Origin of the sequence: Actinoplanes sp. G11-F43 (genome assembly GCF_050589265.1) — a bacterium.
In the GTDB taxonomy this organism is placed as follows: Bacteria; Actinomycetota; Actinomycetes; order Mycobacteriales; family Micromonosporaceae; genus Actinoplanes.
Genome location: NZ_JBNZCE010000024.1, coordinates 80,696 through 105,659 on the forward strand (window position 1 = coordinate 80,696; position 24,964 = coordinate 105,659).

20 protein-coding genes are annotated in these 24,964 nt (G+C 72.0%); 9 read left to right on the forward strand and 11 right to left on the reverse strand.

What is annotated here, in order from left to right:
• The first annotated feature begins 10 nt into the window (after positions 1-10).
• The 5 genes from ACQ0O7_RS27490 (at position 11) to ACQ0O7_RS27510 (ending at position 5,551) form a co-directional block, all read left to right on the forward strand.
• Positions 11-823, forward strand: a complete 813-nt coding sequence (locus ACQ0O7_RS27490) for a S1C family serine protease (RefSeq protein WP_430785790.1) — start codon at positions 11-13, stop codon at positions 821-823.
• 7 nt (positions 824-830) lie between these two features.
• Positions 831-2,042: a sensor histidine kinase gene (locus tag ACQ0O7_RS27495; RefSeq protein ID WP_430785792.1), complete on the forward strand. Its 1,212-nt coding sequence runs from the start codon at positions 831-833 to the stop codon at positions 2,040-2,042.
• Between the two features lie 62 nt (positions 2,043-2,104).
• Positions 2,105-3,091 (forward strand): aldo/keto reductase, encoded by a 987-nt coding sequence (locus ACQ0O7_RS27500; RefSeq protein WP_430785794.1) that lies wholly within the window; start codon positions 2,105-2,107, stop codon positions 3,089-3,091.
• 151 nt (positions 3,092-3,242) lie between these two features.
• Entirely contained in the window at positions 3,243-4,562 is a 1,320-nt protein-coding gene (locus ACQ0O7_RS27505; RefSeq protein WP_430785796.1) for a hemolysin family protein, read from the forward strand.
• Positions 4,559-5,551 carry a hemolysin family protein gene (locus ACQ0O7_RS27510; RefSeq protein ID WP_430785798.1) on the forward strand — a complete coding sequence of 331 codons (993 nt, stop codon included), beginning with the start codon at positions 4,559-4,561 and terminating at the stop codon, positions 5,549-5,551. Before ACQ0O7_RS27505 ends, ACQ0O7_RS27510 begins: the two co-directional genes overlap by 4 nt.
• Here the strand turns inward: ACQ0O7_RS27510 and ACQ0O7_RS27515 are convergent.
• The 4 genes from ACQ0O7_RS27515 to ACQ0O7_RS27530 form a co-directional block, all read right to left on the reverse strand.
• Positions 5,548-9,570: a hypothetical protein gene (locus ACQ0O7_RS27515; RefSeq protein WP_430785800.1), complete on the reverse strand. Its 4,023-nt coding sequence runs from the start codon at positions 9,568-9,570 to the stop codon at positions 5,548-5,550. The genes ACQ0O7_RS27510 and ACQ0O7_RS27515 overlap by 4 nt on opposite strands.
• A gap of 5 nt (positions 9,571-9,575) precedes the next feature.
• On the reverse strand, positions 9,576-9,953 hold the full coding sequence (locus tag ACQ0O7_RS27520) for a hypothetical protein (protein WP_430785802.1): 378 nt from the start codon (positions 9,951-9,953) through the stop codon (positions 9,576-9,578).
• Between the two features lie 186 nt (positions 9,954-10,139).
• A complete protein-coding gene (locus ACQ0O7_RS27525) occupies positions 10,140-11,078 on the reverse strand; it encodes a DUF1152 domain-containing protein (RefSeq protein ID WP_430785804.1) in 939 nt (312 codons plus the stop codon).
• A gap of 296 nt (positions 11,079-11,374) precedes the next feature.
• Positions 11,375-12,652: a glycosyltransferase family 39 protein gene (locus ACQ0O7_RS27530; protein WP_430785806.1), complete on the reverse strand. Its 1,278-nt coding sequence runs from the start codon at positions 12,650-12,652 to the stop codon at positions 11,375-11,377.
• Positions 12,653-12,749: 97 nt separating this feature from the next.
• On the opposite strand from ACQ0O7_RS27530, the gene ACQ0O7_RS27535 reads away from it, so the two are divergent.
• Positions 12,750-13,508: an SDR family NAD(P)-dependent oxidoreductase gene (locus tag ACQ0O7_RS27535; protein WP_430785808.1), complete on the forward strand. Its 759-nt coding sequence runs from the start codon at positions 12,750-12,752 to the stop codon at positions 13,506-13,508.
• Here ACQ0O7_RS27535 and ACQ0O7_RS27540 read toward each other — a convergent pair.
• The 4 genes from ACQ0O7_RS27540 to ACQ0O7_RS27555 all read right to left on the reverse strand — a co-directional run bounded on the left by ACQ0O7_RS27540 (position 13,483) and on the right by ACQ0O7_RS27555 (position 18,667).
• Entirely contained in the window at positions 13,483-14,937 is a 1,455-nt protein-coding gene (locus ACQ0O7_RS27540; protein ID WP_430785810.1) for a GntP family permease, read from the reverse strand. The genes ACQ0O7_RS27535 and ACQ0O7_RS27540 overlap by 26 nt on opposite strands.
• Positions 14,938-14,947: 10 nt before the next feature.
• Entirely contained in the window at positions 14,948-16,474 is a 1,527-nt protein-coding gene (locus ACQ0O7_RS27545; protein WP_430785812.1) for an alpha/beta hydrolase, read from the reverse strand.
• An 85-nt stretch (positions 16,475-16,559) separates the two neighbouring features.
• The gene (locus tag ACQ0O7_RS27550; RefSeq protein ID WP_430785814.1) at positions 16,560-17,171 is read right to left on the reverse strand and encodes a TetR family transcriptional regulator; all 612 of its coding nucleotides are present in this window, start codon (positions 17,169-17,171) and stop codon (positions 16,560-16,562) included.
• Positions 17,168-18,667, reverse strand: coding sequence for a DHA2 family efflux MFS transporter permease subunit (locus ACQ0O7_RS27555; RefSeq protein ID WP_430785816.1), 1,500 nt, complete (start codon positions 18,665-18,667; stop codon positions 17,168-17,170). The genes ACQ0O7_RS27550 and ACQ0O7_RS27555 overlap by 4 nt, the downstream gene beginning before the upstream one ends.
• A gap of 136 nt (positions 18,668-18,803) precedes the next feature.
• Between ACQ0O7_RS27555 and ACQ0O7_RS27560 the strand changes: the two genes are divergently transcribed.
• Both ACQ0O7_RS27560 and ACQ0O7_RS27565 read left to right on the forward strand, forming a co-directional pair.
• Positions 18,804-18,965 carry a hypothetical protein gene (locus ACQ0O7_RS27560; protein WP_430785818.1) on the forward strand — a complete coding sequence of 54 codons (162 nt, stop codon included), beginning with the start codon at positions 18,804-18,806 and terminating at the stop codon, positions 18,963-18,965.
• 3 nt (positions 18,966-18,968) lie between these two features.
• Positions 18,969-19,838 (forward strand): PfkB family carbohydrate kinase, encoded by an 870-nt coding sequence (locus ACQ0O7_RS27565; RefSeq protein ID WP_430785820.1) that lies wholly within the window; start codon positions 18,969-18,971, stop codon positions 19,836-19,838.
• Positions 19,839-20,221: 383 nt separating this feature from the next.
• On the opposite strand, the gene htpG is transcribed toward ACQ0O7_RS27565, so the two are convergent.
• Together htpG and ACQ0O7_RS27575 are read right to left on the reverse strand one after the other, a co-directional pair.
• Positions 20,222-22,057: a molecular chaperone HtpG gene (gene htpG, locus ACQ0O7_RS27570; RefSeq protein ID WP_430785822.1), complete on the reverse strand. Its 1,836-nt coding sequence runs from the start codon at positions 22,055-22,057 to the stop codon at positions 20,222-20,224.
• Between the two features lie 105 nt (positions 22,058-22,162).
• Entirely contained in the window at positions 22,163-23,056 is an 894-nt protein-coding gene (locus ACQ0O7_RS27575; RefSeq protein ID WP_430785824.1) for an ABC transporter substrate-binding protein, read from the reverse strand.
• Positions 23,057-23,195: 139 nt separating this feature from the next.
• On the opposite strand from ACQ0O7_RS27575, the gene ACQ0O7_RS27580 reads away from it, so the two are divergent.
• On the forward strand, positions 23,196-23,828 hold the full coding sequence (locus tag ACQ0O7_RS27580) for an HAAS signaling domain-containing protein (protein ID WP_430785826.1): 633 nt from the start codon (positions 23,196-23,198) through the stop codon (positions 23,826-23,828).
• 140 nt (positions 23,829-23,968) lie between these two features.
• On the opposite strand, the gene ACQ0O7_RS27585 is transcribed toward ACQ0O7_RS27580, so the two are convergent.
• Positions 23,969-24,898: an endonuclease/exonuclease/phosphatase family protein gene (locus tag ACQ0O7_RS27585; protein WP_430785828.1), complete on the reverse strand. Its 930-nt coding sequence runs from the start codon at positions 24,896-24,898 to the stop codon at positions 23,969-23,971.
• Between the last annotated feature and the right edge of the window lie 66 nt (positions 24,899-24,964).

Genomic DNA, 24,964 nt, shown 5'->3' on the forward strand with positions numbered 1-24,964 from the left:
AGGACTCGTCATGAGCAATACCGGACTGGGTGGAACACCGCGTGGGCCCGAGTTCGTCACGCCCGTCAGCGAAACATCCGTATCAGCCGAGATGACCACCGCGAAACGGGCGAAGAAGTGGCCGGTCTACCTGATGGCCGGAGTTCTGGTGACCGGCGCCGCCGGAACCGCGGCGGCCGTCATCACCCGGGAGGAGACCGCCGAGATCACCCCGCTGGCCGGCCCGGATCTGGTCGGTGCCGCCGCCCGGGTGCTGCCCGGCGTGGTGTCGGTGCAGGTCCGCACCGGCACCGGCGGCTCGTCCGGTTCCGGGTTCGTCTTCGACACCCGCGGCCACCTGGTCACCAACCATCACGTGGTGGCCGGGGGCGGCGCGGTCAGCGTGGTCGGCTCGGACGGGCGGCGGCTCACCGCCGAGGTGGTCGGCTCCGACCCGCGCAACGACATCGCCGTGCTGCGGGTCGGCCCCTCCCCCGCGCTCGCGCCGCTGCCGCTGGCCGACCTGAGCGGCACCCGGGTCGGCGAGCCGGTCCTCGCGGTCGGCTCCCCGCTCGGGCTGTCCGGCACGGTCACCGCCGGTATCGTCAGCGCCCTGGACCGGCAGGTCCGGCTGGGTGGTTCCAGCCGGCAGACGGCGGTGCAGACCGACGCCTCGATCAACCCGGGCAACTCGGGCGGCCCGCTGGTCAACGCCCGGGGCGAGGTGATCGGGGTGAACACCGCGATCGCCGCGATGGAGGGCGGCGGCAGCATCGGCATCGGGTTCGCGGTGCCGATCGACCGGGCCCGCCAGGTGGCCGACGGCATCATCGCCCGGGGATGATCGGTCCATGTTCCGGTCAATCCGCTTCCGGCTCACGGTGGTCTACTCGACGCTGCTGTTCGCGCTGGCCGGGGTCACCCTGGCGATCACCTATCTGGCGGTCGCGCAGACCACCTCACCGCAGCCGATCACCGAGCGCACCGCCAAGGTCTACAACGACAACCGGCAGTACGTCGGGACGATGACCGTGGCCGACGTCAGCCAGATCGAGGCGGCGGTCAACTACAACACCCTGCAGAGCCTTCGCACCTACTCGGTGATCGCCCTGCCCGCCCTGTTCCTGGCCAGCCTCGGCATCGGCTGGGTGCTGTCCGGCCGGGTGCTGCGCCCGGTCGGGGCGATCACCCGGACCGCCCGGGACATCCAGGCCACCGACCTGACCCGGCGGATCCACCTGCGCGGGCCCCGTGACGAGCTGCGCGACCTGGCCGACACCATCGACTCCATGCTGGACCGGCTGGATCAGGCGTTCCAGGCGCAGCGGCAGCTCATCGACGACGCCTCACACGAGCTGCGCAGCCCTCTCGCGATCATCCGCACCCACCTGGACGCCACCCTGACCGTGCCGGACGCCACCGACGAGGAACGGCACCGGGCGGTGGCCGTCGTCGACCGGGCCACCACCCGGATGTCCGGCCTGGTGGAGGACCTGCTCGCCACCGCACGGCGGGACGCCGACGCGCTGACCGACACCGACGTCGACCTGAGCGTGGTGGCCCGGGAGGCCGGTGAGGAGTCGTTCCTGCCGGACCGGGCACTGCACCTGCGGTACCGGACCGCCGACGGGCTGCACCTGATCGGGGACGCCGACGCGCTGCGCCGGGCGGCCGGCAACCTGCTGTCCAACGCGGTACGCCTGGCCCCGACCGGCTCCACGGTGACCGTCGCGACCGGGCGTACGCGATCGTGGTTGTGGCTGGCCGTAGCCGACCAGGGACCGGGTATCGCGGCCGAGGACCTGCCCCGGGTCTTCGACCGGTTCTGGCGGGGCGCCGGCACCAACCCGTCCCGGCAGCGGCGCACCGGCCTGGGCCTGGCCATCGTCCGGCAGATCACCGAATCGCACGGCGGTCAGGTGGCGGCGTTCTCCGAGTTCGGCGTGGGCAGCACCTTCGTGCTGTGGCTGCCGGCCGGGGACCGGACCGGCACGGAGCCACCACCCCGGGAGAGCCCGTTCCGGGGTGCACTGCCGGTACAGGTTCCACCGGTGACTCCCTGAATCCGGCCCGGTGCGGTTGGCTGGATCCGGTAACCCGTCCATGACCGTCCAGGGGAGATCTGATGAGAAGTCGTACGCTCGGGCCGGGTCTGGAAGTGTCGGCCATCGGGTTCGGGGCGATGGGCATGAGCCAGAGTTACGGTCCCGGACCGGACCGGGACGCCAACATCGCCCTGCTGCGGCACGCCGTCGACAGCGGCGTCACGTTCGTCGACACCGCCGAGGTGTACGGGCCGTTCGTCAACGAGGAACTGGTCGGCGAGGCCCTCCAGCCGGTCCGCGATCAGGTGGTGATCGCCACCAAGTTCGGTTTCGCCTTCGACGGTGCGGGCCGGCAGACCGGGCTGGACAGCAGCCCGGCCCGGATCCGGGCGGTCGCCGACGCCTCGCTGAAACGGCTGCGCACCGACCGCATCGACCTGTTCTACCAGCACCGGGTCGACCCGGACGTGCCGATCGAGGAGGTGGCCGGCACCGTCCGGGAGCTGATCGCGGCCGGCAAGGTGCGTCACTTCGGGATGTCCGAGGCCGCCGCCGCCACGGTGCGCCGCGCGCACGCGGTGCAGCCGGTGACCGCCCTGCAGAACGAGTACTCGCTGTGGTGGAAGCGCCCCGAGGCGGAGATCCTGCCGCTCTGCGCGGAGCTGGGCATCGGGCTGGTGCCGTACAGCCCGCTCGGCAAGGGTTTCCTGACCGGCGCGATCGACGCCGGCACCACCTTCACCGACGGGGACATCCGCGGCACCATCCCCCGGTTCGGCGCCGAGGCGCGGGAGGCGAATCTGGCCCTGGTGGAGCTGTTGCGGACGGTCGCCGCGCGCAAGGGCGCCACGGTGGCGCAGGTCGCGCTGGCCTGGCTGCTCGCCCAGCATCCGTGGATCGTGCCGATCCCGGGCACCCGCCGCCCGGAGCGGCTGGCCGAGAACATCGGGGCCGCCGGCCTCGACCTCACCGCCGGTGACCTGCGGGAGATCGACGAGGCCACGGCGGCGGTCGAGGTGCTCGGCGCCCGCTACCCGGAGCACCTGGAGCGGATGACCGGTCACTGAGGGGCCTCTCAGCCAGGAGCGGAACTGCCAGGTTGCTGTCAGCAAACGCTGGCACACTTTCGCCACTTGCTGACAAGAGGAGGACGTCCGACCAGATGGACGACGACCATCATCCGATACCCCCGTCCCACCGAGTGGGGAGCGTGCCCCCGTGTGGGTGCTGACCCTGCTGGTGGGACTGCTGGTGATCCTGGTGATCACCGCAGCGACCGGTTACTTCGTGGCTCAGGAATTCGCGTACATGGCGGTGGACCGGTCCCGCCTCAAAGCCCGCGAGGCGGCCGGTGACGCCGCCGCCGGCCGGGCCCTGGCGGTCACCCGCCGCACCTCGTTCATGCTCTCCGGGGCACAACTCGGGATCACCATCACCGCCCTGCTGGTCGGCTACGTCGCCGAGCCGCTGATCGGCGAGTCGCTCGGCACCGCGCTGGGCGGGGTGGGTGTCCCGTCCGGTGTCGGCATCGCGATCGGCACCGCGTTCGCGCTGCTGCTCTCGACGTTCGTGCAGATGCTGTTCGGTGAGCTGTTCCCGAAGAACCTGGCCATCTCCCGGCCCGAGCCGGTCGCCGTCTGGCTGGCCCGCTCCACCCAGATCTACCTGCGGGTGTTCGGCTGGCTGATCGCCTTCTTCGACAAATCCTCGAACGCCCTGCTGCGGCTGTTCGGGATGGAGCCGGTGCACGACGTGGAGCACGCGGCCAGCCGCCGCGACCTGGAACACATCGTCAGCGACTCCCGGGACTCCGGTGACCTGCCCGCCGACCTGTCGGTGCTGCTGGACCGGGTGCTGGACTTCCCGGACCGGGACGCCGCCCACGCGATGATCCCGCGGGCCCGGGTCGACGTGGTCGAGCCCGGGATGACCCTGGCCGAGCTCTGGACCACGATGGCCGGCGGGCACTCCCGCTACCCGGTGCTCGACGAACGCGACGACGTGGTCGGGGTGGTGCACCTGGCCGATCTGCTCGCCGCCGACCGGTCCGGGGACGGCACGGTGGCCGGCATCATGCGCGAGCCGGTGCTGGTCCCGACGACCATGCCGCTGCCCCGGGTGGTGCAGACCCTGACCGAGCGCAAGGCCCAGCTCGCCTGTGTGCTCGACGAACACGGCGGCCTGGCCGGCGTGGTGACCGTCGAGGACCTGGCCGAGGAGCTGGTCGGCGAGATCGAGGACGAGCACGACGACACCGCCACCACCGGCGCGGTCGCCGGGCCGGCCGCCGCGGACGGCAGCTGGAAGCTGACCGGCGCGCTGCCGCTGGACGAGGTGGAGCGCACCATCGGCCACGACCTGCCCGAGTCGGACAGCGAGACCCTGGCCGGGCTGGTCATCGAACTGGTCGGGGAGCTGCCCACACCGGGCGCCACCGCCCGGGTCGACCTCGGTGAGGTGGCCCTGGAGCTCGAGGTGATGGAACTGGAACGGCACGTGCCGTCGCTGGTGAAGGTGCGGACGGAGGAGAGCCGATGACCGTCGTGATCGTGACTGTCCTGCTGATCGCGCTCAGCGCGTTCTTCGTGGCCGCCGAGTTCGCGCTGCTGGCGGTCCGCCGGCACCGCCTGGAGGAACGCTCCGGCCGGTCGGCGCGGGCGGCGGTGCGCAGCTTCGACGAGCTGACCGTGCTGCTGGCCGGCTGCCAGCTGGGTATCACCGCGGCCGCGCTCGGCCTCGGCGCGATCACCAAACCGGCGGTCAGCCACACGCTCACCCCGATCTTCGAGTCGTGGGGGGCACCCGGCTGGGCCGCCGACGCGTCCGGGTTCGCGCTGGCCCTGCTGGTGGTCACCTTCCTGCACCTGGTGATCGGGGAGATGGCCCCGAAGTCGTACGCCATCGCCCACCCGGAGAACACCGCGATCGCCCTGGCCCTGCCGATGCGCGGGTTCATGTGGCTGACCCGCCCGGTGCTGCGCGGCCTGAACGCCAGTGCCAACTGGTGCCTGCGCAAGGTCGGTGTCGAGCCCCGGGACACCGTGGCCACCGGCCAGAACGCGTCCGACCTGCGCCACCTGGTGGAGCACTCGGCGAACGTGGGAGCGCTGGACGCGTCGTACTCGGCGCAGCTCACCGACGCCCTCGACCTGGACCAGCTGACCCTGGCCGACCTGACCGGCCCGCGGCGCGGGCTGACCGCGGTGGAGGCGTCCGACACGCTGGTCGCGGTCCGGGCTGCGGCCCGCGACTCGGGCCACCTGCGGGTGGTGGTGCTGCGTGACGGCGCGGCGGTCGGTGTGGTGCACGTGCGCGACACCATGGACCAGCCGGACGACCGGACGGCCGGCGAGGTGATGCGGGACGTGCTGGTGATGGAGAGCACGACTCTGGTGTACGAGGCGCTCGCCACCATGCGCACCACCCGCCACCACCTGGTGGTGGTGACCACCCCGGACGGCCCGGCGGTGGCCACCATGACCGACGTGGTCGAGCGGCTGCTGCCGACCCCGGCGGCGGTGTCCTAACCCTCGCGGACGGATCGCAGGATGCGGCCGACGGCGTTCTCGCTGTCGGCCGCGTCCGGTTTCAGCGTGCCGAGCAGGGCCCGCAGGTCGACGCCGGGATCACGGGTCAGCACCCCGGCGATGGTGTCCGCGTCGGGTGGCCGGGTGGACTCGGCGCGGGCCGCGGTGATCGCCCGGGCCGCCTCGGTGGCGTCGCCGGTCAGGTCGTAGAGGACCGCGGCGGCGATCCGGTGCGCCACCCGGACGGCCGCCTCACCACCGGCGGCGCGCAGATGGTTGGCGTAGTTGACGTGCAGCCGGGCGGCGCCCCGCGGATCGCGGGCGGTGTAGGCCCGGCGCAGCGCCTCCCGGTCCGGTTCCAGGGCCGCCCCGGGCCGTCCGCGCCGGGCGTTCAGCAGGGCGCGGGCCCCGTCGACGGCGGCGGTCATCGTCTCGTCCCCGTGCTGGGCGAAGATCCGGCCGACCCGGTCCAGCAGTTGCGCGCACTCGTCGAAGCGGCCCAGTTCCATCAGGGCGGCGTTGTCGCTGAACCGGTAGTACGCCCGCTCGTGCTCGTCGGCGCCGGCCGCGAACAGCAGGTGCTGGATCCGCTCGTTGAGGTCCAGTGAGCGGTCCCAGTCGTGCACCGCCTTCGCCGCGCCGACCGCGCAGTGCAGCAGCGACACCCGCAGCCGGTCGGCGTCGTCGAGGCCGGCGGCCGACCGGTCGACGGCGGCGAGCCCCTCCCGGACCGCGGTGACCACGTCGTCGTGCCGGCCGAGGGCGTACAGGCTGCGGGCCCGCCGGTCGAGCCACCGGGCGTGCGCGGCGCCCTCGGACCGTCCGGCCCAGGTGTCGGCCAGGGTGAGGGCGTCGGCGGGCCGGTGGTCGGCGAGCAGCCGGCGGTGGAGTTCGGCGGCGATCGTGTCGTCGTGGCCGGACGTGCCGTCCAGCAGCCCGGCCGCGCTGTCCAGGTCACCGGCGGCGGCCACCGCGTACGTCGCGTACCACTCGGGATTGCCGGCCCGCATCGCGGTCTCCCGCATCATCCCGAGCACCTCCCGGGTGTCGCCCCGTCGCGCCGCGATCGGCAGGGTGTCCCGCAGTGCGGTCCAGGCGGTGTCGTGGTCGTGCCGTTCCAGCGAGTAGAGGGCGATGCCCAGCCCGGCCCGCTCGGTGACTCCGGTCGGCGCGTGCCGGGTGCCGAGGAAGACCTGCATCCAGGCGGCGGTCATCAGCTCGTTGATCAGGTCGCGGCGGACCGCGTCGACCGCGTCCCGGGCCAGCGGCCGCAGGGCGGGGTCGGCGAAGGAGTAGCGGGTGACCGGGCCGACGTCGGGGGTCGGCTCGGTGACCGCGGTGATCAGCCCGGCCCCGGTGAGGGCGCCCAGGGCGGTGGTGAGGGCGGGCCCGCGCCGGCCCGGGAACACCTGGCCCCACAGCGGTTCCCAGACCCCGGCGATGACGTACGAGTACGCGTCCGCCACGTGCACCAGCGCGATCAGGTCGAGCAGCAGCCGCGGCCCGGGTGCGAGCGCGCCGAGCCGGTCGCCGGTGTCGCGCCGGTCGTGTTCGATCCGGGCCAGCGCCTCGTCGAGCGGCCCGAGGTCGCCGGGCCGGGTGGCGGCGATGTCGTCGCGGGCCTCCCGTAGCAGCGTCTCTCCCTGGCTGACCGCGCCACTGTCGATGTGCACGGTGGCCAGCAGCATGGTGGCGTGCGCGCGCAGCGGCCGGTCCTCGACCCGGTTCAGCCCGTCGACGGCCAGGGTGAGCAGCCGGGCCGCCTCGGACGGGTCGGACGTGTCGATCATCAGGCGCCCGCGCAGGTAGCGGCACATCGCGACGCCGTACTCGGAGTCCAGCTCCCGGTAGGCGGTCTCGGCCTCCTCCAGCCATCGTGCCGCGGTGATGAAGTCGCGGCGGCGCAGGGCGACGGTGGCCAGGCCGCGCAGCGCGTTGGCGGCCCCGAGCCGGTCGCCGAGGCGTTGGTATTCCTCGCGCAGCGCGCCGAACTCGGTCTCGGCGGCGGCCGGGTCGGTGCCGGTGGTGTGCTCGGCGAGCCGGTAGCGGCAGTTGGCCGTCCCGAGTTCGTCGCCGATCGCCTCGTTGAGACGCAGCGCGGTCCGCAGGTGGGTGCCGGCCGCCCGGACGTCCCCGGCGTACTGGGCGGCCTGGCCGAGCAGCAGGTGCGCGTCGGCCTGCCCGCCGCGCCGGCCGGCCTCGACGTAGCGGGCCAGGGCCTCGGTCAGCAGGTCCCGGGCGCGGGTGTGGCTTCCGGTGCGCAGCACCAGGCCGCCCAGCGAGAGCAGCGCGTTGGCCTCGCCGATCGGGATGCCGGCCAGCCGGTGGGCGGCGATCGCCGCGGCCAGGTGCCGTTCGGCGGCGGCCGGGTCCCCGGCCCGCAGGCTCAGGTCGCCGAGCAGGTCGTGGGCGTCGCCGGCCTCACCGGTCAGGCCGAGGTCCTCGGCGATCTGCAGGGCGACCCGGGCCTCGCCGAGCCCGTCGTCGATCCGGCTGTCGCCGAGGGCCAGCCGGGCGCGTTCCAGCGCGACGGTGACCATGGTGGTCCGGTCGCCGAGCCGTTCCGCTTCGGCCAGGTGCGCGGCGGCCTCCCCGCGGCGGCCGGTGAACCGGCTGACCACCGCGGCGGTCAGTTCGCCGTCGACGACCGCGCCCGGGTCGGCGGTCAGCAGGACGGCCCGCTGCTCCGGGGCGAGCACCAGGTCGAGCGCGGTGCGGGCGCGGGCGAAGTCGGCGGAGGCCACCGCGTCGTCGCACCACAGCCGCCAGCCGGCCAGCGCGGCCGGGTCGCGCAGCGCGATGGCGTGGTACCGCTCGTCGACCGGGGAGCCGATCCGGGCGAAGTGGGCGCGAGCCCGCCGGTGCAGGCGGGTCAGGGTCTCCGGGTCGTCCCGGCGCAGGCTCTCCAGCAGCGCGGTGCGCACCAGCGGATGCAGGGTGCGGACCACCTGGCCGTCGGGTGCGGTCTCGGTGCGCACGAACGCGTACCGGTCCAGCGCGGTGAACCAGCCGTCGCCGTCCGGCACCCCGTCGAGCAGCGCGGCGACGGTGGCGCGGCCGACCGTCCGGGGCACCGCCGCCGCGGTCACCACGGCGTGCACGGCCGGGGGCAGCCGGTCCAGGAAGACCTCGGGCAGCCAGCGCCGCACCGGATGGGTGGCCGCCCGGCGGGCGATCTCGTCGGCGGTCAGGCCGGTGCCGGAGTCGCGGGCCGCGTCCACCGCGGCGGCGGCCAGGTCCACCCAGCCGGGCAGGCCGCCGCAGGTGCGGTGGATGGCGGCGGCGAGATCCGGGTCGGTGAGGCCGCGGGCGGCGAGCAGTTCGGCGGTGTGGCCCGGCGCCCACTCCCGCAGCGGCACGGTCGGGGTGCCGGACGGCACCTCCCGGCCGGCCAGCACCACGCGCAGTCCGGCGCCGGTCAGCCGGGGCAGCAGGGTGGCCAGGAACCAGGACGATTGCCCGTCCGCCTCGTCGAGGTGGGGCAGCCGTTCGACACTGTCCAGCAGAAGCACCCGCCCGGTGGTCCGGTGGGCGGCGAGGTCGTCGGCGAGGGCGCGGGCCAGGTGGTCGCGGTGCAGTGAGCGGATGCCGGCGGCCCGGACCGCCACCGGGTCGGTGACCACGGTGACCGCGACCCGGTCCAGCCGGGCGCCGTCGGTGGCGACCAGACTGACCGAGGGGACCGTCGTGTACGCCTCGGCCAGGGCCGTGTCGGCGCGCTGCCGGGCCGCCCGGTACCGCCGGAACCGGGCGCCGGCCCACTCCTCGGCCACCGTGGCGATCGTGTCGGCGAGCGCGAACGCGATGTCGGCGGGCTCACCGGGCACCGCGCCGGCGAGCACCAGCGTCTCCAGGTCGATCACCCGGGCCCGGGCCGCGCCGGTCCGCCGGGTCAGCTCGGCCAGCAGGTAGGACTTGCCGAGGCCGGACATGCCGGCGAAGGCCAGCACCGTCCCGGCCGGCCCGGCGAGGAACCGGTCGTACGCCGCCAGCGCGTCCTCCCGGTCGACGAAGGTCACCGCGCTCACCGCGGCAGGGCCGGGCCGGACGGCGGCGGCGACTGTTCGGGATGGGACCGGATCACGATGCTGCTGCCGGTGATGGAGCCGCCGTCGCGGGCCTCCTGCCGGGTGCGGGCGGCCTGGCCGGGGCCGACGTCGACGTGGGTGTCCGCGATCCGGCCCCGGTCGGCGAGCTGCACGTGGTCGGCGTCCGGCCCGGGCGTGCCGGCCCGGGCCTGGAGCACGGCCAGGACGACGGCCGCGACGACGGCCACCGCGAGCCCACCGGCGACGGCCGGGCCGGGCCGGTCGGTGACGATGTTGGTGAGCAGGCCGACCACGGTGCCGGCGAGCACGGACAGGCTGGTGAGGACGGCGATCCGCCGCTGCGGACTCCACATCGGAACCTCCCGGGGCTGCCGCCATGGTAGTACCACCCGGCCGGCCTTTCCCGAATCGATATCCGGTACGTTCCGGGATCCCCTTCGCCGGACCACACCTCCCCGCCTCGTCCCCGCGAGATCGTCCCGGCCCCGGACCGCCCGGCGGCCGCCGGGCGGATGCGACGGTCCACGGCGGCCCGGCCCTCAGTGCGGGAACACCCGGCGCGGGCGGGGCTCGATCTCGTCCCGGAAGCGCTCGATCAGGTGACTGACCTGCAGCATGTCGTCGGTGCCGCGGATCCGGTCCAGATAGAGCGACCGGGCCGCCAGCCCCGCCAGGTCGAACGTGAAGTAGACGGCCATCAGCGGATTGACGAACAACGGCACGTCACCGGTGATCCCCTCCACGGGCGCGTCCCCGGCCGCACCGGTCAGGGCAGCCGCGATCTGCCCGTTCACGATGCTGGCCCGGCCCGGGGTGTGTGCGCGGGCGTGCTCGACGGCATCACGGTAGAGAGCCGCCTCCCGCCCGTGCGACGGCACACTGAACGCCCCCAGATAGGCGCCGTCCCGGTCCAGGGCGGCGATGTTCTCCAGCACCTGGACGTGGTCGACCCCGTGATAGGCGTCCACCCCGAACCCGATCGACGCCACCACCTTGACGGCCACCGGGGTGGCGGCCACCGCGGCGAGACTGGTGGCGTCCTCGACCGGGGTGCCCAGAGCGGCCTCGTCCCCGCGCAGCAGGATGTCGGTGCCCCCGTCGACGAGCACGACGGCGTCCAGGTCGAGACGTCTGACCAGCCGCCGGTAGGCGTTGCGCAGCGGCCGCACCCCGGTCCGCGGAAACGCGTGGACGGTGGACGGCAGCCCGTGCAGCTCCAGCCACCGGGCCAGTGTCCCCTCCGGAAAGTAGTCCCCGGGAAGCCGGTCCCCGGCCCCCACGGCCGCGACCCCGGGTTCCACCCAGACCTTCTTGTCCAGCCCGTAGAGGTTGACGATCGACAGACTGGCGAAGTGCACACTCCGCCCGTCGGCCATCAACCGGAGCGCGAGCGGCAACCCGGCATAGACGTCGAACCCACCGCCGGCCCCCGCGATGAGCACCCGCCGAGCATCACCCAGCACATCGAAGAACGGCATCCCCCACACCACCCCATGGTCACCACCGGGCTCCTCCCCTCGCACCCCGTTTTCCCCGCGGGCGACCCACCGAGCCGCGATCCTGGTGGATTTCGTGCCCCCCTACCGGGGCGGAGCCGAGCCGCCCGGCTGGAGCGGCACGCCGCGGCGGCCCGGACGGTGACCACCGCATCCGGCCCGGCGGTCGCGGGTCGGCCCGGGGGGACGCGGACCTCGCGCGGTGGCCACGGGGGCCGTGGATTCGGCGAAGGGCTTCCCCGGGCGTACCGGAGCGACGGGGTTGACGTTGATCTCGGTTAGATGGCCTGGCCGGAGATGAACGGGAGCCAGCCGGCGTACCAGCCGGACAGCAGGGCCAGGAAGGCCAGCGTGACGGCGATGTCGCGGGTGCGGAAGCGGGCCAGGGCCAGGGCCGGGACCAGCAGGATCGGGAAGGCGGGGAGCAGGTGGCGGCCGGCCATCGACAGGTGGGCGTGGCCGCCGATCGACAGGATCAGGGTCACCGCGGCGAACACCGTCAACGGCCACGGAGCCCGGTTGACCAGCAGGAGGAACATCACCACGAACGCGGCCATGAAGAGGAACGACAGCACCCGGATCGGCTTGGCCGCGTTGTCGTCGTCGACGCCGATCAGGATGTCGGTGATCATGTTCCAGTGGTTCTCGCCGTAGTCCCACCAGGCGCCGAACGTCTGGGCGTGGATGTCGAAGTACGCGCCGACACCGCCCAGCTTGCTGGACGCGAACGCCAGGTAGGCGAGCAGGCCGGACGGGGCGAGGACCATCGCCGCGTACGGGCGCCAGCCCCCGCGCCGGGAGAACGCCGCCACCAGCGCCGCCAGGCCGACCGTGCCGATCAGGGCGGCGGCGGTCGGGCGGCTGAGCCCGCTCACCCCGGCGAGCAGGCCGGCGAGCAGCCAGCGTTCCTTGAGCACGGCGTACAGCGCCCAGGCGGACAGCGCGGTGAACAGTGATTCGGTGAACGCGCCGTTCTGGGTCATCGCGGCCGGTGCGACCGCCCAGACCGCGGCCAGCAGAATGCCCACCTTGTGGCTGTGCACGTGGCGGCCGATCGCGTACAGGCCCCAGGCCGCGGCGATCGCCGACACGAACGAGATGAACAGCAGCGCGCCGACCGGGGTGACGAACGGCAGCTCGGCGAGCGGCCGGGCCAGCCACGGATAGAGCGGGAAGAAGACCAGGCGCAGCTCGTACGGCACACCGTCGGCGTCGACGGCACCCACCGGCCCGCCCAGTCCACTGGTGGCGATCTTCGTATACCACCGCGCGTCCCAGGACAGCAGCGCGTCCATGAACGAGGTGAACTTCTGCCAGTGGTTGCCGGTCGACCCGTCCGGGAAGACGTCCCGGTCCGGATCGCGGGCGTGCGCGTGCTCGGCCAGCACATACATCACCTGGAGGCTGATCAGCCGGATCAGCAGGTACAGCCCGATGGCGGGGGCCGCCGCGGCTGCCGCACCCCGCAGCCGGGCGAGCCGTCCCGCATCACCCGCGGCGGGCACCGGGGCGTCATCCTCCGCACGGTCCGCGCGGGTGGAGACAACGTCGGCCATCGAAAAGGTCCCCCTGGTCCGTCATCGACACATCTCGCGGCTCACTGTAAAGGCACCACCGTTTCCGGACACCATGCCCGCCCGGCACGATGGACTGATGACATATGTGGTCACCGGCGGCGCTCAGGGGATCGGGCGGGCGATCGCCGAACGGCTCGCCGCCGACGGGCACGTGATCGTCCTGGACGTCGCCGACCGGCTCGACTGGAATCATGACCGGGTCACCCTGGTGTCCGGGGACGCCGCCGACCCCGCGGTCGCCCGGCGTGCCGCCGACACCGCCGAGCGGGCCGGCCCGCTGACCGGCTGGGTCAACAACGCCGCGATCTTCCGGGACGCGGGCCTGGCCGGCAGCACCGCGCCCCAGGTCCTGGAGCTGATCACCGCGAACCTGGCCCTCGCGGTGACCGGTTGCCACACCGCGATCAACCACTTCCTGTCGTACGGCCGGGGCGGCGCGATCGTCAACGTCTCCTCGCACCAGGCGCAGCGGCCGGTCCGGGGCGCCCTGCCGTACGCCACCGCGAAAGCCGCCGTCGAGGGCCTGACCAGGGCGGTCGCCGTGGATCACGGGCCGGCCGGGATCCGGGCGAACGCGGTGGCCCTGGGGTCGATCGTGACCGGCCGTTACGAGGAGTTCCGGGCCGCGAACCCGGGTGTGGACGCCGACATGGCCGCCCTGCATCCGCTCGGCCGCCCGGGGACAGCCGAGGAGGTGGCGGCCGCTGTCGCGTTCCTGCTGGCCCCCGGCTTCGTGAACGGCGCGGTCCTGCCGGTCGACGGGGGCCGCGCCGTCAACGGGCCGGACCCGGAGGCCCGGCCCGTGACCGTCACACCACCAGTGAGAGGAGCATGACGCAGGCGAAGCCGACCACCGAGATGATCGTCTCCATCACCGACCACGTCTTGATGGTCTGGCCGACGGTCATCCCGAAGTACTCCTTGACCATCCAGAACCCGGCGTCGTTCACGTGCGAGAAGAACAGCGATCCGGCGCCGATCGCCAGGGCCAGCAGCGACACCTCGGGCCGGTCCAGGGTGGTGGCGAGCGGGGCGACGATGCCGGCCGCGGTGATGGTGGCGACGGTGGCCGAGCCGGTGGCGACCCGGATGCCGACCGCGACCAGGAAGCCCAGCAGCAGCGCGTTGATGTTGGCGTCCCGGGCCGCGTCGGCGATCACGTTGCCGACCCCGGCGTCCACCAGGACCTGCTTGAAGCCGCCACCGGCGGCGACGATGAGCAGGATCCCGGCGATCGGCGGCAGCGCCCCGCCGAGGACCGCGTTGGTCTCCTTGCGGTCGAATCCGGCGCGCCGGCCGAGCGCCCACATCGCCACGAGGACGCCGGCGAGCAGGGCCACCACCGGTTCGCCGATGACTTCGAGGAGGTCGCGGAGGGCGGTGCCCTCGTTGAGGAAGAGTTCGGCGACGCCGCGGGCGAGCATCAGCACGACCGGGAGCAGCACGGTCAGCACGGCCGGCCAGAAGCCGGGGTTGCGGCGCGGCCCGATCTGCTCGTCGACACTCTTGCCGGGCGCGACCGGGTCGGCGATGTCGTCCCGGTCGACGAAGTCCCGCCCACCGGCCGGCCGCCCGGCGTCACCGTCATCCAGGGAGCCGCCGCCGGCCGTCGCGGGCACCGGCAGGGGGACCCGCTTGGCGATGAAGTTCCCGAAGACCGGCCCCGCGATGATCACCGTGGGAATCGCACAGACCAGGCCGAGCATCAGGGTGAGCCCGAGGTCGGCCTGCAGGCTGTCGATGGCGACGAGCGGCCCGGGGTGCGGCGGGACCAGTCCGTGCAGCACGGAGAGACCGGCCAGCGCCGGGATCCCGAGTCGCAACAGGCCCACGTCGGTACGCCGGGCGACCAGCAACACGATCGGCACCAGCAGAACCACGCCGACCTCGAAGAACAGCGGCAGTCCGATCAGAGCCGCCACTCCGGCCATGGCCCAGGGCAGGGCCGCTCCGGAGACCCCGTTGACGATCCGGTTCACGATCCCGTCGGCTCCGCCGGATTCGGCGAGCAGCGCACCCACCATGGAGCCGAGCGCGATCAGGACGCCGACCCCACCGGCCGTGGTGCCGAGGCCGGTGGTGAACGACTCGACGGTGTCCGCCGGAGCGGCGCCCGCGGTGAGTCCGAGGACGCCGGCTCCGGCGATCAGGGCCAGGAAGGGATGCCACTTGGCCCAGGCGATGAGCAGCACGACGGCCACGATGCCGAGCACCGCCGCAACGACGAGCTGGGCGGTGCCCGCATCGGTGATGGTCTCCGTCATGCGGCCACGACTACCCCGCGGTAACACCTCTCAATCCCGGCGTGAGCGGGTTCTGGACGCCCGACTTGGCGCTGATCGGTGCCGGCTCCGGGAAGACCGCCGGGCAGTGGGTGCCCTTGGCCGGGGTACGCCGCTCGACCAGATAGGTGTCGATGGCATTCCGGGCGCAGCCGCTGAGCCAGTAGGTGCCGTGCCCGACCCCGTCGTAGGTGAGGAACGTGGAACTGGGCAGCTGCCTGGCCAGGCTGGTGCCCCATTGGTAGGGGGTGGCCACGTCGTACCGGCTGTTGGCGATCAGGATCGCCGGCAGCTTCTTGGACGCCTTGAGCTGGTGCGGCGGGTTGGTGACGCCGTACGGCCAGTTCTGGCATCCGGTCAGGTCGGTCCACGCCAGCGGGTTGAATCTGGTGTGCGGCGCGAGCCGGTTCTGGGCCTTCTCCAGGGCACGCAGCGCGGTGTAGGAGCCGACCTCGAACCGGAAGTCGGAGCACATCACCGGCAGGTACCCGTTGGGCACCGGCACTCCGCGCACCCGGGCCCCGTCGACGGTGGTGGACTCGCCACCGACCCAGAGCAGGTCCTCGGCGAGCCAGAACCAGCTCGCCGGGTCGTAGAGGTAGCCGAATACCAGCCCGGTCAGGTCCTCCGGCGTGACCTGCCAGTCCTCGACGACGAGTTCACCGGCTTCGGCCTTGGCGTACAGCTCGTCGAAGTAGGCGAGGGCGCCCCGCTCGTGCAGTGCGCACGTCTCGGTCCGGTCGCACCAGGCGGTGAACTGGAGGAACGATTCCTCCATCGCGAGCGTCTCCCACTTCTGGTAGCTCACGATGTTCTGCGCGTGATCCATGTTCGAGTCGAGAGTCATCGCCCGGATCCGCTCGGGGAACAGCTCCGCGTACTGCTGGCCGATCATCGTCCCGTACGAGACGCCGTAGTAGCTGATCTTCCGGTCGCCCAGCCCGGCCCGGATGGCGTCCATGTCGCGGGCCACGCTGGCGGTGTCGGCGAACTCGACCAGCGGCCCGGACAGCTCGCTGCAGGTCCGCACCAGGGCCTTGTTGGCCGCGCGCAGTGCGCTGAACTCGGCTCTGCTCTTCGGGTAGAGCAGCGCGCCCTGCGCCGAGACGGCGTCGCTGTCACAGTTGATCACGTTGCTGCGGGCCTGACCACGCGGGTCGAACCCGATGATGTCGAACCGGTCGGTGATCGCCGGCGAGAACGAGTCGGCGGCCCCGAAGGCGAAGCTCACGCCGGAGCCGCCGGGCCCACCCGGGTTGATCAGCAGTGGGCCGATCCGCCGGCTCTGGTCGGTGGCGGGCAGTTTGGCGAGCGCGATGGTGATCGTCGGGCCCTTCGGCTTACGCCAGTCGACGGGCACGTCGATCTCGGCGCAGACCACCCGCTCCGGGGCTTCCTCCTCGGGGGCGCAGGGGCCCCAGGCGATGGTCGGCGACGGTTTCGGTGACTGCGCGGCGGCCGGTTGCGGCACGCCCAGCAGGAGCAGGGGTACGGCGAGAAGTACTGCGGTGCGACGCACGGGCAAACCTCACGTGTTCGGCTACAGTGACGTCGACCATTCAAGACTGCCGATGCAAGCCCTGTCTCGCCCGCCGCGCCGACTCCTACCGCGGACCCAGCGGAAGACCCTGCTGGAGCAGCGTGAGCGCCTGCTCGATGCGCTGATAGTCACCGAGGGTCACGCCCTCGGCCGGGACCATCCCGTCCGCCGGCAGCACCGAGAGCATCGCGCCGATCGCCGCGCCCGCCGCCACCCGGGCCGAGAAGTCGCCGGCGGGCAGCCCGGCCCGTTCGGCGATCACCCCGGCGATCAGGTCGATCGAGCCGGTCATCTGCTGCAGCATCCGGGCCCGCAACTCCGGGACGCCGAGCACCAGCAGTTGCCGCCGCCGCTCGAACTCCCACGTCTCCGGGCTCATCTCGCTGACCACGGCACGCATCGCCGCCCGGATCGCCTCCACCGGCGGCACCTCCGGCGGCTGGGTGCGGATCCCCTCGACCAGCACCGCGTCCACGTCGTCGACCAGGATCACGTCCTCCTTGGCCGGGAAGTAGCGGAAGAAGGTGCTCGGCGAGACCTCGGCCGCCTCCGCGATCTGCTCCACGGTGGTCGCCGCGAACCCCTGCTCCTCGAACAGGCGCATCGCGTTCTCGCGGATGGCGGCCCGGGTCTTCGCCTTCTTCCGTTCACGCAAGCCGGTCGGGGGTGCGGTCATGGGACCGATTCTGCCAGGCCTCTCCGCGAGGTACGGCCGGGCAGCACCGTCATCGCGAGCACCACACCGGCCACCGCGACCACGCCGGCGACCGCCAGCGACACGTTCATCCCGTGCACGTAGGCGTCCCGCACCGCGGCGAGCGTCACCGAGTCACCGGCGTCGGCGACACCGGCCGAGACACTGTCCCGCAAGGCGTCCGGCGCCCCGGCGGGCAGCCCGTCGCGGTAGCCGGCGTTGAGGACCATGCCCAGCACGGCCACCCCGATCGCGCTGCCGACCTGCCGGATCGACTGGATCAGCGCGTTGCCGACTCCGCCGCGTTCGGTGTCCAGGGTGCCGATGGTGACGTTCATCGCGACCGGCATGGTGCAGCCGAGTCCGATTCCGGTCATGGTGATCCAGGCGGCGATCGCTCCGTACCCGGTGTCCGCCGTAGTGGTGGCGGCACCCACGGCGAGGCTCCCGGCGATCAGCGCCAGACCGGAGGCGATCACCGGTTTCGGCCCGAACCGCCCGGCCAGCCACTCCCCCGCACGCGCTCCGATCATCAGGCCGCCGATGATCGGCAGCAGGCGGAGCCCGGTGCCGAACGCGTCCGCGCCATAGACCGCCTGGAACAGTTGCGGCAGCGCGAACAGCAGCCCGAACAGCGCGAATCCGGCGATGGTGGCGATCAGGGTGCCACCGGTGAACGACCGGTTGCGGAACAGGGCCAGGTCGATCAGCGGCGCGGTGGCCCGGCGCTGCCAGCCGATCAGCGCGCCGAGCGCGACGACCCCGAGGACGACGGCGGCGAGGGCGGTCCGGTCACTCCATCCCCGATCACCGATTTCGATCATCCCGTACGTCAGAACCACCAGCCCTGTCGTGGACAGCACGATGCCGGGGATGTCGAACCGGCGCCCGCGGTCCCCGTACGACTCGGTCACCAGCAACGCCACCGCGGCCAGTCCCAGCGCGACGATCGGCAGGTTGATCAGGAACACCGATCCCCAGTGGAAGTGGTCCAGCAGCCAGCCGCCGAGCAGTGGCCCGAGTGGGATGCCGAGCGCGTTGGCGGTGATCCAGACGGTCATCGCCCGTGGCCGTTCCTGATCGTCGAAGAGGACGGTGAGGGTGGCTCCGATCAGCGACATGATGATCGCCGATCCGAGCCCGAGCGCCGCCCGCGCCGCGATCAATTGCCCGGTGGTCCCGGCCAGCGCGCAGGCCGTCGACGCCACTCCGAAGATCACCATCGCGGCCAGCAGGAGTCTCTTGCGCCCGTACCGGTCTCCGAGCATGCCGGCCGGCAGCAGCGCCGCGGCCAGCACCAGGAGGTAGGAGGTGGTGAACCACTGCAGGTCGGCAGTGGTCGCGCCGAGGTCGTCGGCGAGCGTCGGCAGCGCGACGCTGAGCACAGTGCTGTCCAGCCCGATCGCCACGGTGGCGAGCGCGAGTGCCGCCAGCGCGTACCACCGCCGCCGATCGGGTTCGTTCCTGAAAGCAACCATGTTTTGAGAGTAACTGCCAAAAGCAATCAACTTCCAGATTCTGTACGGTCGGCGCGCCAGGACACGCTCATTGCGACCTTGTGCCACGATCTTGGGTGGCATTCGGCACCGGCGGCTCGCGGAGGATCGTTATCCCATGAAGAAGATCCTCGGCTGGGTCCTGCTGTTCCTGATCGTCTTCTGGATAGGCACGAACCCCGGTCCGGCCGCCGAGGTGGCCCGGGGCATCGGCCAGGGTGTGGCCGACATCTTCCGCAACATCGGCACGTTCTTCGTAGAGCTCTTCAACGGCGGCTGACCCGTGCACCTGCTCTTCACCGGTTTGACCACAGTCGACCTGATCCAGCGGGTGACCCGTTTCCCCGCCGCCGACGAGAAGATCCAGTCCGATTCGGTGGACCTGGCGGCTGGCGGCCCGGCAGCCAACGCCGCGATCACGGCAGCAGCCCTGACCCGATCCCGGAACACTCGGATAACCCTGCTGACAGCACTGGGCGGACACCCGTTGGGCGCTCTGGCGAGAGCCGACCTGGAGTCCCACGGCATCACAGTGCTGGACGCCACCCCCGACGCCGAGACTCCCCCGCCGGTCTCCGCGGTGACGGTCCACGCCACCACAGGCGAACGAACCATCGTGAGCCGCAACGCCGGCGCCACCGAGGCACAGTTGCCGGCCGGGGGCCTGCCGGAAGCAGACCTGACCCTGGTGGACGGCCATCACCCCACCCTGGCCCTGGCGGCCGCCCGAGCCGCCCGACGCCTCCTGATAGACGCCGGCAGCTGGCGCCCGGTCTTCACCGATCTCTTCCCCTACGCCGAGACAGTCGCCTGCTCAGCCGACTTCCGCCACCCCCAAGCCACCACCAGCGGCGACGAGGCTACAGCCCGGGCGATAGCGGCCCCTCACGTCGTGATCACCCACGGCCCCGCCCCGGTCCGCTGGTTCACCGCAGGGGAAACCGGCGAGGTCCCCGTCCCCCAGGTGAACGCGCTGGACACCGCCGGAGCCGGAGACGCCTTCCACGGCGCCTTGGCCGTAGCCCTGGCCAACGGCGCCCACTTGGAGGCCGCAATCACGCAGGCCTCCGCAACAGCCGCAGTCCGGGTAGCCCACACAGGCCCCAGATCCTGGCTGAAGGCCCTCCAACCCGAACACCACCACACAGGCTGACACCCCCGAAACCACCGCATCAGCCCAGCAACCACCGCGTCAGTCCGACAACCCGCGCGTCAGTCCGACAACCACCGCATTCGCCCGGCGCCCGCCGAACGATCCGGTCCACCGCGAACCTCACGCGGACGAAACAGAACGCCCCGTTCGCCGCGAACCCGTCATCCGTACCCCCAAAAGGTCTCGATAGCCGGCAGACCGAAAGCAAAAGGCCAACCGAGGTTTTGGGGGCGGCGGTGGCCACGGAGGGATCAAGCCTGACCGCCCGGAGTGGCCACCGCCGCCCCCAAAACCGCCCCGATCAGGGGCCTAAACCGTCCGAGCCAGCCGATCAGCCAAGANCCCCCCCCCCCCCCCCCCCCAAAACCGCCCCGATCAGGGGCCTAAACCGTCCGAGCCAGCCGATCAGCCAAGAGCTTGGCGAACCGAGCAGGATCCTCAAGATCCCCACCCTCGGCCAGAAGAGCCGTCCCATAGAGAAGCTCAGCGGTATCCGGCAGCCCCGGATCATCGGCCCCACGCTCATGAGCAGCCCGAAGCCCCGAAACCAGCGGGTGATTCGGGTTCAGCTCAAGGATCCGCTTGACCCGGGGACCGTCCTGACCCATCGCCCGGTACATCTTCTCCAGAGCCGGAGTGATGTCATCGGAATCGCTGACCAGGCAGGCAGCCGAGGTGGTCAGACGATGCGACAGCCGCACCTCCTTGACCTGCTCCTCCAGCTTGGTCCCGAGGAACCCGAGCAGCGGCCCGAAGTCCCCCTCCGGCTCCGGCTTCTCCTCGTCCTTGGGCAGGTCGACGGACCCCCGGGCGATCGACCGCAGCTTCTTGCCGTCGAACTCGGTGACCACATCGGTCCAGATCTCGTCGACCGGATCGGTGAGGATCAGCACCTCGTACCCCTGGGCCGAGAACGCCTCCATGTGCGGCGAGTTCTCCACCTGGGTCCGGTTCTCACCGGTCAGGTAGTAGATCTCCTCCTGCCCCTCCTTCATCCGCTCCACGTAGGCGGCGAGCGTGGTCGGCTCGGTCCCCTCGGTGGTGGCGAACGAGGCGATCTCCAGGATCGGCTTGTGGTTGTCCGGCTCGGCGAGCAGACCCTCCTTGACCGCCCGGCCGAACTCGCGCCAGAACGTCGCGTACTTCTCCGCGTCGCTGGTCATCAGGTCCTTGATGGTGGACAGCACCTTCTTGACCAGCCGGCGCCGGATCATCTGGATGTGCCGGTCCTGCTGCAGGATCTCGCGGGAGATGTTCAGCGACAGGTCGGCCGCGTCCACCACACCCTTGACGAACCGCAGGTAGTCCGGGATCAGCTCCTTGCTGTCGTCCATGATGAAGACGCGCTTGACGTAGAGCTGCAGACCACGGCGGGCGTCACGCTGGAACAGGTCGTGCGGGGCCCGGGACGGGATGAAGAGGAGCGCCTCGTACTCGAAGGTGCCCTCCGCCTTCATCGTGATGATCTCGAGCGGGTCGGTCCAGTCGTGGCTGATGTGCCGGTAGAACTGGTGGTACTCCTCCTCGGTGACCTCGCTGCGCGGGCGCGCCCACAGCGCCTTCTGCGAGTTGAGGACCTCGTCGCCCTTGCGGATCGGGAACGAGATGAAGTCGGAGTACCGCTTGACGATCTCCTTGATCTTCCACTCGTCGGTGTAGTCGTAGAGGGCGTCGTCCTCGTCCTTGGGACGCAGGTGCATGGTCACCGTGGTGCCGACCGGCGCGTCCTCGGCGTCCTCGATGGTGAAGGTGCCGGCGCCCTCGGACTCCCATCGGGTTCCGTGGCCCTCGGTGCCGGCCTTGCGGGTCAGCAGCGTGACCTTGTCGGCGACCATGAAGGTCGAGTAGAAGCCGACACCGAACTGGCCGATCAGCTCGGGGCTCTCCTTGGCCTCCTTGAGCTTGCCGAGCAGCTCCGCCGTGCCGGATTTGGCGATCGTGCCGATCAGCTCGACGACCTCGTCACGAGTCATGCCGATGCCGTTGTCGCGAACGGTCAGTGTGCGCGCCTCGGCGTCCGCCTCGATCTCGATGTGCAGGTCGGAGGTGTCCGCCTCGAGGCCGTCCTGCAGCTTCGCCAGGCGCAGTTTGTCCAGCGCGTCGGAAGCGTTCGAGATGAGCTCCCGCAGGAAGATGTCCTTGTTCGAATAGATCGAGTGGACCATCAACTGCAGTAGCTGGCGCGCCTCCGCCTGGAACTCCAACGTCTCCATCGTCACCCGTTTCCGTCATGTCCGGTGTTCGCTCCCGATCGTAGGACGCCCGGGGCGGGTGCCGTTCGCCGGATCGCGCTCCTGTGGATAACTCGCTCCTGTGGATGACGTTCAGGCGACCCGCTGCACGGTCCCGGGTGGCGCCTCCGGCACGGTTCCGGGATGGAGCACGGCAGCGATCGCCTCGACGCCGCTGATCAGGCGGGGTCCCGGGCGTACCACCAATCCGTCGCCGTCGATCGCCCAGACCTGGGCGCCGGGGAAGTGCCGGACCACCGTCTCCGCCTGGCGGACCGCACCGTCCAGGTGGTAGCCGCAAGGCGTGACCAGCACGATCTCCGGCCGGGGAGCGGCCAGTTCGGCCCAGCTGACCGGCACCGACCGCTGTCCGGGCCGGGCCGCGACCGCCTCACCCCCGGCGGCGTCGATCAGGTCGGGCACCCAGTGACCGGCGGTGAACGGCGGATCCACCCACTCCACCACCGCCACCCTCGGCCGGTCCCGCCCCGCGACCGCCGCGGCCACCCGGCCCAGCCGCTCCTTCAGATCAACGACCAGGTCGACACCCCTCGCCGGTACGCCCACCGCCGCGGCCACCTGGAGGAACGTGTCGAGCACATCGTCCAGACGGTACGGGTCCAGCGACAGTACCTCGGCCCGGCAGCCGAGATGGGCCAGTGCCTCGTCCACATGCCCCGACGGCAGCGCGCACACCCGGCACAGGTCCTGGGTGAGGATGAGATCGGGGGCCAGGCCGGCGAGGGCGTCCGCGTGCAGTGTGTAGAGATCGCCACCGGCGGACAGCTGGGTCCGCACGTAGGTGTCGATCTCGGCGGGGGTCATGCCGCTGGTGTCGCGCCCGCCGACCACCACCGCCCGGGTGGTGCGGGCCTCGGCCGGTTCGTCGCACTCGAACGTGACGCCGACCAGGTCGTCCTCGAGTCCGAGGGCGTAGACGATCTCGGTGGCGGACGGCAGCAGGGAGACCAGGCGCATGCTCCTCATCCTCCTCTTCTCATACTCCCGGAGTACTACCTGAGGCCGATATGGCAAGCCCGGAAGTACCACCATGGACCGATGCGCGCCGGTGGTCCCGGAGGGAAAACTGTCCGCACCGGTTCCCGACGGGCATGAAGGGGCTGACATGACGACGGCCGTACCGACCACCGGCGACGTTCTCGTTCTCGATTATCTGGCCGAGCTGTGGGCGGCCGGGGAGGATCTGCCACCAGAGGTCCGCGACGACCTGATGAACACCGTGGCCGGCTACCTGGCGATGCGCCAGGACCTGGTCGGCGGGCGATCCGAGGCAGTGAGCCGGCTGGGCCCACCCGACCAGTTGGTCGCGGCGGTCCGGCGAAGCGGCACTCCGACGCATCTACGGTTGCCGGTCGCCCCAGCCGGGCCGTCGACTGTTCCGCCGGCCGGGCCATCAGGGGCGTCAGCGATCGCGCCGTCGTCCGTGGCGTCCGGACCGGGCCGGACCGGTCGCGGCTCCGAGCGGGCGGCGATCGGCTTGCTGGCCGGTGGGGCGCTGGTGCTGCCCGGGGCGGCACAGGCCGCGGCGATGCTGATCGTGTCCCGGTCCCCAGCGTGGACCCGCACCGAGAAGGCGGCGGCGTGGCTGCTGGTGGCCGGCCCGGCGACCGGCTTGTTCCTGGCGTTGTCGGTGCTGACCGCGGTCTCGCTGCTCTCCGGAGTCAGCGTGGTGGCCTTCTACCTGGCGATGACGGTGGGCTCGGTCGCGGCGGGCCTGACCCTGCGACGCAGCCTCTGATCAGAGTCACGGCCGGAAGTCGCGCCGTCCGGCCGTCACCCGGGACGCGGGGTCCGCCGTGTCCCGGGTCCACTGCCGCACGTCGTCGGCCGGCACATATCGGGGGTCGGTCAGAGGCGCGCGGGCGTCACCGGCACAGGTCACGAGGTCAGGTCGGCGGCGATCGGGAGGTGGTCGCTGCCGGTGCGCGGGAGGGTCCGGACCGCGGTCACGGTCATCCCACGGGCCATCACGTGGTCGATGCGGGCGATCGGCAGGGCGGTCGGGAAGGTGAAGGCGAAGTCGGACTCGTCGGTGTTCAGGAGGGAGGTGAGCGGTTCCAGGCCGTGGTCGCGGGTGGTGGCGTTCAGGTCGCCGAGGAGGATGACGCGTTCGGCCGGCTCGGATTTCAGGGCCTCGGCCAGGCGGGTGACGCTGTCGTCGCGGTTCCCGGTGCGGAGACCGGTGGGGCCGGGACGGATCGACGGCAGGTGGGCGACGTAGACGGCGATGTCACCGCGTGGGGTGCGGGCGACCGCGCGCAGGCCCCGGTTCCAGTCCGGGCCGAACGCGGCCGGCCGGATGTCCAGCGGCGCGGCCTCGGCGAGCGGGAACCGGGACCAGAGCGCGACGGTGCCGTGGGCGGCGTGATGGGAGTACTCGGCAGGGAAGGCGGCGAGGTAGGCCGGAAGCGCCTCGGGGGTGACCTCCTCCAGCGCCACCAGGTCGGGCCCGGCGGCCAGGAGTGTCCGGACCGTACCGGCCGGGTCGAGGTTCTCGTCGCTGGCGTTGTGCTGGACCGCGACCAGATCGGACCGGGTCTGGCCGTCCGGGATCAGGTGCCCGCCGAAGACCGCCAGCCAGGCTGCCAACGGCAGCACCGGGGCGATCAGCGCGGGCCGGGACCGCCGCCAGAGCGCGAAACCGGCCAGCACCGGAACGACCAGACCGAGCCACGGGAGGAAGGTGGGCAGCAGACGGCCGCCGGGAATCACCTGATGAAGAGCGAGCAGAGCAGCGGTGAGCACCGCCACGGGAACGAGGACCAGCCGGCCGAGCCGGTCCGTCCCGGCCGAGCCAGAGATCCGCACCGGGCGATGGTCGCACAGCCGATCAACCAGCCCGTTCGCACTGGCCGCCCTCGGCACCGCCCAGGC

Coding starts and splice junctions, on each gene's coding strand:
- ACQ0O7_RS27490 (WP_430785790.1), top strand. CDS start 11: ATGAGCAATACCGGACTGGGTGGAACACCGCGTGGGCCCGAGTTCGTC.
- ACQ0O7_RS27495 (WP_430785792.1), top strand. CDS start 831: ATGTTCCGGTCAATCCGCTTCCGGCTCACGGTGGTCTACTCGACGCTG.
- ACQ0O7_RS27500 (WP_430785794.1), top strand. CDS start 2,105: ATGAGAAGTCGTACGCTCGGGCCGGGTCTGGAAGTGTCGGCCATCGGG.
- ACQ0O7_RS27510 (WP_430785798.1), top strand. CDS start 4,559: ATGACCGTCGTGATCGTGACTGTCCTGCTGATCGCGCTCAGCGCGTTC.
- ACQ0O7_RS27520 (WP_430785802.1), bottom strand. CDS start 9,953: ATGTGGAGTCCGCAGCGGCGGATCGCCGTCCTCACCAGCCTGTCCGTG.
- ACQ0O7_RS27525 (WP_430785804.1), bottom strand. CDS start 11,078: ATGCCGTTCTTCGATGTGCTGGGTGATGCTCGGCGGGTGCTCATCGCG.
- ACQ0O7_RS27530 (WP_430785806.1), bottom strand. CDS start 12,652: ATGGCCGACGTTGTCTCCACCCGCGCGGACCGTGCGGAGGATGACGCC.
- ACQ0O7_RS27535 (WP_430785808.1), top strand. CDS start 12,750: ATGACATATGTGGTCACCGGCGGCGCTCAGGGGATCGGGCGGGCGATC.
- ACQ0O7_RS27540 (WP_430785810.1), bottom strand. CDS start 14,937: ATGACGGAGACCATCACCGATGCGGGCACCGCCCAGCTCGTCGTTGCG.
- ACQ0O7_RS27550 (WP_430785814.1), bottom strand. CDS start 17,171: ATGACCGCACCCCCGACCGGCTTGCGTGAACGGAAGAAGGCGAAGACC.
- ACQ0O7_RS27555 (WP_430785816.1), bottom strand. CDS start 18,667: ATGGTTGCTTTCAGGAACGAACCCGATCGGCGGCGGTGGTACGCGCTG.
- ACQ0O7_RS27560 (WP_430785818.1), top strand. CDS start 18,804: ATGAAGAAGATCCTCGGCTGGGTCCTGCTGTTCCTGATCGTCTTCTGG.
- ACQ0O7_RS27575 (WP_430785824.1), bottom strand. CDS start 23,056: ATGAGGAGCATGCGCCTGGTCTCCCTGCTGCCGTCCGCCACCGAGATC.
- ACQ0O7_RS27580 (WP_430785826.1), top strand. CDS start 23,196: ATGACGACGGCCGTACCGACCACCGGCGACGTTCTCGTTCTCGATTAT.